Source organism: Microcoleus sp. N3A4 (assembly GCF_036701805.1).
In the GTDB taxonomy this organism is placed as follows: Bacteria; Cyanobacteriota; Cyanobacteriia; order Cyanobacteriales; family Microcoleaceae; genus Microcoleus.
This window is the reverse complement of sequence record NZ_JAUBRJ010000142.1, coordinates 1-4,866: the sequence shown is the minus strand read 5'-3', so window position 1 is coordinate 4,866 and position 4,866 is coordinate 1. Positions and strand designations below refer to the sequence as shown.

5 protein-coding genes, 1 tRNA gene and 1 pseudogene are annotated in these 4,866 nt (G+C 46.7%); 1 reads left to right on the top strand and 6 read right to left on the bottom strand.

What is annotated here, in order from left to right; genetic code table 11:
• Nucleotides 1-142 precede the first annotated feature (142 nt).
• Both QUA56_RS36115 and QUA56_RS36110 read right to left on the bottom strand, forming a co-directional pair.
• Complete coding sequence (locus tag QUA56_RS36115) at nt 143-658, bottom strand: thermonuclease family protein (RefSeq protein ID WP_333368712.1); 516 nt, start codon at nt 656-658, stop codon at nt 143-145.
• 34 nt (nt 659-692) lie between these two features.
• Nucleotides 693-1,061, bottom strand: coding sequence for a 2Fe-2S iron-sulfur cluster-binding protein (locus QUA56_RS36110; RefSeq protein WP_333368709.1), 369 nt, complete (start codon nt 1,059-1,061; stop codon nt 693-695).
• Between the two features lie 213 nt (nt 1,062-1,274).
• Between QUA56_RS36110 and QUA56_RS36105 the strand changes: the two genes are divergently transcribed.
• A tRNA-Ser gene (locus tag QUA56_RS36105) sits at nt 1,275-1,359 on the top strand.
• A 315-nt stretch (nt 1,360-1,674) separates the two neighbouring features.
• On the opposite strand, the gene QUA56_RS36100 is transcribed toward QUA56_RS36105, so the two are convergent.
• From QUA56_RS36100 to QUA56_RS36085, 4 genes and pseudogenes are all read right to left on the bottom strand, one after another.
• Nucleotides 1,675-2,286, bottom strand: a complete 612-nt coding sequence (locus tag QUA56_RS36100; RefSeq protein WP_333368706.1) for a HEAT repeat domain-containing protein — start codon at nt 2,284-2,286, stop codon at nt 1,675-1,677.
• Nucleotides 2,287-2,340: 54 nt separating this feature from the next.
• Nucleotides 2,341-3,624: a HEAT repeat domain-containing protein gene (locus QUA56_RS36095; RefSeq protein WP_333368703.1), complete on the bottom strand. Its 1,284-nt coding sequence runs from the start codon at nt 3,622-3,624 to the stop codon at nt 2,341-2,343.
• Nucleotides 3,625-4,001: 377 nt separating this feature from the next.
• Nucleotides 4,002-4,496 (bottom strand): bleomycin hydrolase, encoded by a 495-nt coding sequence (locus QUA56_RS36090; RefSeq protein WP_333368700.1) that lies wholly within the window; start codon nt 4,494-4,496, stop codon nt 4,002-4,004.
• A gap of 84 nt (nt 4,497-4,580) precedes the next feature.
• Nucleotides 4,581-4,866 (bottom strand): annotated as a pseudogene (locus tag QUA56_RS36085) (bleomycin hydrolase); the annotation flags it as partial.

Genomic DNA, 4,866 nt, shown 5'->3' with positions numbered 1-4,866 from the left:
AGTTGTTAGTTGTTAGTTGTTAGTTGTTAGTTGTTAGTTGTTAGTTGTTAGTTGTTAGTTGTTAGTTGTTAGTTGTTAGTTGTCAACAGTCAACAGTCAACAGTCAACAGTCAACAGTCAACAGTCAACAGTTAACAGTTAACTATTTCTCATTTTGCTGGCGAAATTCTGCGGGAGTTTGGCGCAAAGCTCGTTCTGGATTCCACAGGCCTTTACCCATGAGTCTCGCCCATTCTTGAGCGTTGATGAGTCGCTGCTGATATTTGGTGTTGGGCGATCGCGCTGAGGCCAAAACATAACCTTCTTTGACTAGCTGTTCGTTGAGCAAAATTTTATCTTGCCACAAGTAGGCTAATTTGCGATCGAACTGGTCTTTCTCTTCGATGTCTGATTCTAACAGTACCTGTTTTCCCCCAATTAGCTGTTCTAGTCTTTGTTTGGCTGCTTCTCCCCAAGGCTGCTGTTTTAAATCTGGCGCATCAATACCAATCAACCTGATTTGTTCTAATAAGGCTATTTTGTCGGCTGTACTGATAACTTCGATTGTTTGCCCGCTGATGGCCCTTTCTACTTTGGCGATCGTACCTTGGGGGATTTCTGGTTTTTGGCAGCTAGCTAACAACAGACAAAGGGCGATCGCCAATAATCGATAAAGCATGGATCGTTGGTAGTTGATAAATTATAAAATTGCCTCATTCTTCATCCAACGGCAAACCGGCCCTAACTTTACCTTTGCCGAAGTAACGGCCGAATTGCAGTTCGTACACTTCGTCTTCGTCTTGCGTCTCTACCTCGATGTTGGAACGGGGATAGCAGACGCACAGCAGGGCATAACCCTCTTTTTGCAGTTCCACAGAAAGTCCCATTGCTTCTGGCTGGTGCAGTTCCCCCGACTTGACGCGCACCGCACAGGCTGTACAAGCGCCGTTGCGGCAGGAAAAGGGCAATTCTACTCCTTGGTTTTCGGCGCTTTGGAGGATGTAGCGGTCTTCGGGTACTCGCACGGTGTGGCGATCGCCTGTCTGTCTGTTATGAATTTTAATTGTGTAAGAGCGAGTCATGGAATTTTAGATTTTAGATTTTAGATTTTAGATTGGGGTTTGCGGGGCAAAATCCTTTAAATAAATGGGTTTGCGACACAGGGAGGATATCTCGGCCCGCCCGTTTGATACCCTAACCATATTAAACAGCAAATTTATGCCGTTACCCCTTCCCAAATCTGATTTGTTCTGCTAAGATAGTTTAGCTGTGGCTGAATGAATTCATTTAGCCCTGGAGAGGTGGCCGAGCGGTTGAAGGCGCACGCCTGGAAAGTGTGTTTAGGGCAACTTAACGAGGGTTCGAATCCCTCCCTCTCCGTTAAACAAGCTGTTAATTCAAAAAAAACAGCTTGAAAAAAAATCTCTTCTATGAGATAAATGTTTTAATTATAGCGATCGCCCTTGAATTATTTTAGAAAAATCAAGGGCGATCGCTTTTGTATTTTTGAGTGTAAATTACGGGCGATCGGGCCGAGAAACAGGCCCAGATATAATTCCAATATGAGAAAAGAAGATTAACAGAGAAGTTAGATTTTTTGGTTGACTGTAAAAATCAGCGATTAATTCCGAATCCAGCCAATCCTGATTATCCCGTTACTTATATTAAATGAATGAGCGATCGCACTGACTGCAACTAACCGCCGGAATTCCACTGACTCACCTGCTTTAACCGAGACAAAGCACTTTCGGCAGACTCGCGAATGTAAGGATCGGCATCGGGATCAGCCGCCATCTCCTCCAAAACCTGCTTCGCTTTTGTACCTCCAATCGTAGCTAACGCACCTGTTATCGCCACAGCTAAGGCAATATTGTCAGTATTTTCGATCGCCTCAGTCAAGATTTCCAACGCCGGCAAGCCAATTTGTCCGAGGGCCATAACCGAGGAAATGTAAACCACCGGATTCGGATCGCTGAGTGCTTTTTGCAGCCCTTGCATTCCGAGTTCGGGAAAAGTTATATCTGGATAGTTGACAGCGATCGCCGTTAATGCCTTTGCACAACTCGCCTGAATTGTGACATTCTCGCTATTAAGCAGAGAATCTACCAGCGGCGGTACAGCCTCAGCACCGATTATGCCCAAAACTTGTACTGCCGATCGGCGATAAACGACATCTTCCTCATCCAAAATTCCCATCAAGCGGGGAATAGTGGTTTCGTCGCGGGTTTCTGCTAATTCGCTCATTGCCCGCTTCCGCAGGTGCGGATTTGGATGTTTTAGCTGTTGGAACAATTCTTCTTTAGGCATTGTTAAATCTCGATCGTTGGTAATTTGTAATTGGTAACTAACAACTCTGGTTAATTACACTATTGCTGCTGCGCTTAAACTCGCTGCTTTTGCCCGAATCAGCAAATCCTCATCGGCTGCCAAAATCTCGCATCCGCTGTTGTCTCCTAGTTTTTCCAATGCCATCAAACTAGCATATTTTAAATCCCAAATCGGAGTTTCCAGGCAAATTTTGAGTTCCGCAATAGCGCGCTTGTCGCCTATTTCGCCGAAGGCGATGGCTGCGGCGGCGCGGGATTTTTGAAACTGCGGTTCTCGGTTGTGCAGCGCTTCTATTAGTAAATTGAAAGCAGGGGCGTACTTGAGCCAGCCGAGCAGTTTCATGACGTGATAGTGCGCGCCGTAATCGTTGTATGCTGATTCTGCATAAGTTGCGAGTAAGGCATCCGGTGCTTCATTTTTGTAGGATTCTAGGATGGTTTTGGTTGCCAGATAGCAGCGCCCAAAATCGGTTTCGTAGAGTTCCTTAATTGCAAATTCGAGGCTTGGCAGTTTGTCGTATTCGTGCACTAAATCGAGGTCGTCGGGCCGATCGCAAATTACTCGATCGAGAATCGGTTCAATTTCTGCAAAAGTAATATCTCCGGCAGGTATGCCGACACTCGCCAGCATCCGCACAGCCCGCAGGCGAAACACCACAGACACCGGACAGCGGGAAATCTCAGGAATTGCTTTGTAATATTTGGCATCAATTAAGTCTTGAATGCTGCTGCGGCGAGAGTTAACATTGGAACTTTGGAGCAATTCAACCACGCGCGACATCTGCGAGTAATCCCCTGAAAAGTTGCAGGTTGTGGTGATAGCCGCACCTTGAATCATCTCGTCTTCTGAGTCTGCAAACTTGCGAATTCGATCGAGTGCTGCTGTGTAATTCAACTTGGCCAAAGCCTGAATAATTACCCGGTAACTTTGACCGGGCTTGTCTAGGAGTTGAGCAATATCTTCTAAAATATCGGGATTTTGCGTGCCGATTTCCCCGATCGCCCAGACTGCATTTTCTACCACGTAACAGTCATCGTCATGCAAGCAAGAGTGGAGGGAGGTTAGTGCAACTTTTGCCTGCAAGCGCCCCAAGGTTTCTGATGCTTTGCGGCGAACTGCGCGATTGTCAAGGCGATCGTCGGCATTTTCCACGGCGGCGATCAGGGCTGCGATCGACTTTTCTGTAGAAAAATTTATTAAATGAGAAGCTGCAATGTAGCGGTCGTAAGGGTCGTCGAGTTTGTCCGCCGGCGTTTCCAAAATGGCGATCGCCTGTTCTTCTGTCAGATTAAATATATTAAAAAAACGTTTATCCATTTACCAATTACCAATTACCAACAGCACGACACAGAAAACACGGATACACGGATTAATTTTTTTTAATTCCTCTAACCCAATGCACGATACGGAAATCACGGATACACGGATGATTTTTTTAGTTCATCCTCATAACTACTGATTAATAACCAATAACCAATAACACATAAATTAGTCAACTGACAACTGACAACAGTCAACTGACAACTGACAACTGACAACTGATAACTGACAACTGACAACAGTCAACTGACAAATGTTAAGGGACTCTTAGCGCGACACTAAACCCGATTTAGGCTTTCGCAGCGTCCTAAGAGTCCCCCCACAGCCGATCGAACTTGCGTTCCACCTAGCCGTGAATTATGCGATCGAGCTTTCTAGGAAAGAGAGTTAATCGTGTAGTCTAGGAGAGCGCGGAACTCTACCAATGCTTGAGGAGACATATCGCGAGGAGCGCAAGCGCGATCGCGGGTGTACGCCAAAGCAGCAACGTAAGGAGCTGTAGGCAGGTTCAAGGCGCGGTAAACTTCGCGTTGACCGGCAATACCCCATTCATCAAGAGGGCCGGTGCCGCCAACTACCAAGGAGTAGTTGATCAAGCGCAGGTAGTGCTTGATGTCGCGCAGGCACTTGTCTTTCTTGACTTGAGTTTCGTTGGCTTCGCCAGCGTTGTTCAAGTAAGGATATTTTTTGATGCTTGCATCGTAGCCTTCTTTAGCAACTGCATCGATTCCAGCAGCCAGCTTTTCAGCAGCTTCTAAACGAGCAGCAGCGCGCTGAATGCTTCCTTGAACGGATTCCAAGTCAGAAGAGGTGGGGAAACGCCCCGCCGCATCAGCAGCCGAAACTACTGTGGTGATTACTGATTTCATGTTCTGAGATCTCCAGAAATAGATTTTTGACAGTTTGTTTCAATTCAACCGGCAAGAGAGCCAGTAACTATTGGCCTGCTTTTGTTAGCTCAGAGCAGAAGCAACGCGATCGAAGTAGCTAGCAGCTTCAGAAGCCAAAGAGGAGCAGTCGCCTTGAGCTGTTTCCATTTTGCGGAAGCGGCTACCAGCTTGAGCTTCTGTATTGGTGCTGTTGATGTGGGCAACAGAGCTAGCTTTCATGATTTGAACTGCACGGGCTGAGGAGCCAGAAGGCACGCCCAGAGCGCTGTAGGTTTCTTTCAAGCCATTCAAGCAACGATCGTCCAAAACGGAAGCATCGCCAGCCAGCAGAGCGTAGCTAACGTAGCGC

What these genes read in the sequence shown, in the direction of transcription:
- QUA56_RS36095 (WP_333368703.1), bottom strand. Translation starts at nt 3,624, where the DNA reads ATGGATAAACGTTTTTTTAATATATTTAATCTGACAGAAGAACAGGCG.
- QUA56_RS36100 (WP_333368706.1), bottom strand. Translation starts at nt 2,286, where the DNA reads ATGCCTAAAGAAGAATTGTTCCAACAGCTAAAACATCCAAATCCGCAC.
- QUA56_RS36090 (WP_333368700.1), bottom strand. Translation starts at nt 4,496, where the DNA reads ATGAAATCAGTAATCACCACAGTAGTTTCGGCTGCTGATGCGGCGGGG.
- QUA56_RS36110 (WP_333368709.1), bottom strand. Translation starts at nt 1,061, where the DNA reads ATGACTCGCTCTTACACAATTAAAATTCATAACAGACAGACAGGCGAT.
- QUA56_RS36115 (WP_333368712.1), bottom strand. Translation starts at nt 658, where the DNA reads ATGCTTTATCGATTATTGGCGATCGCCCTTTGTCTGTTGTTAGCTAGC.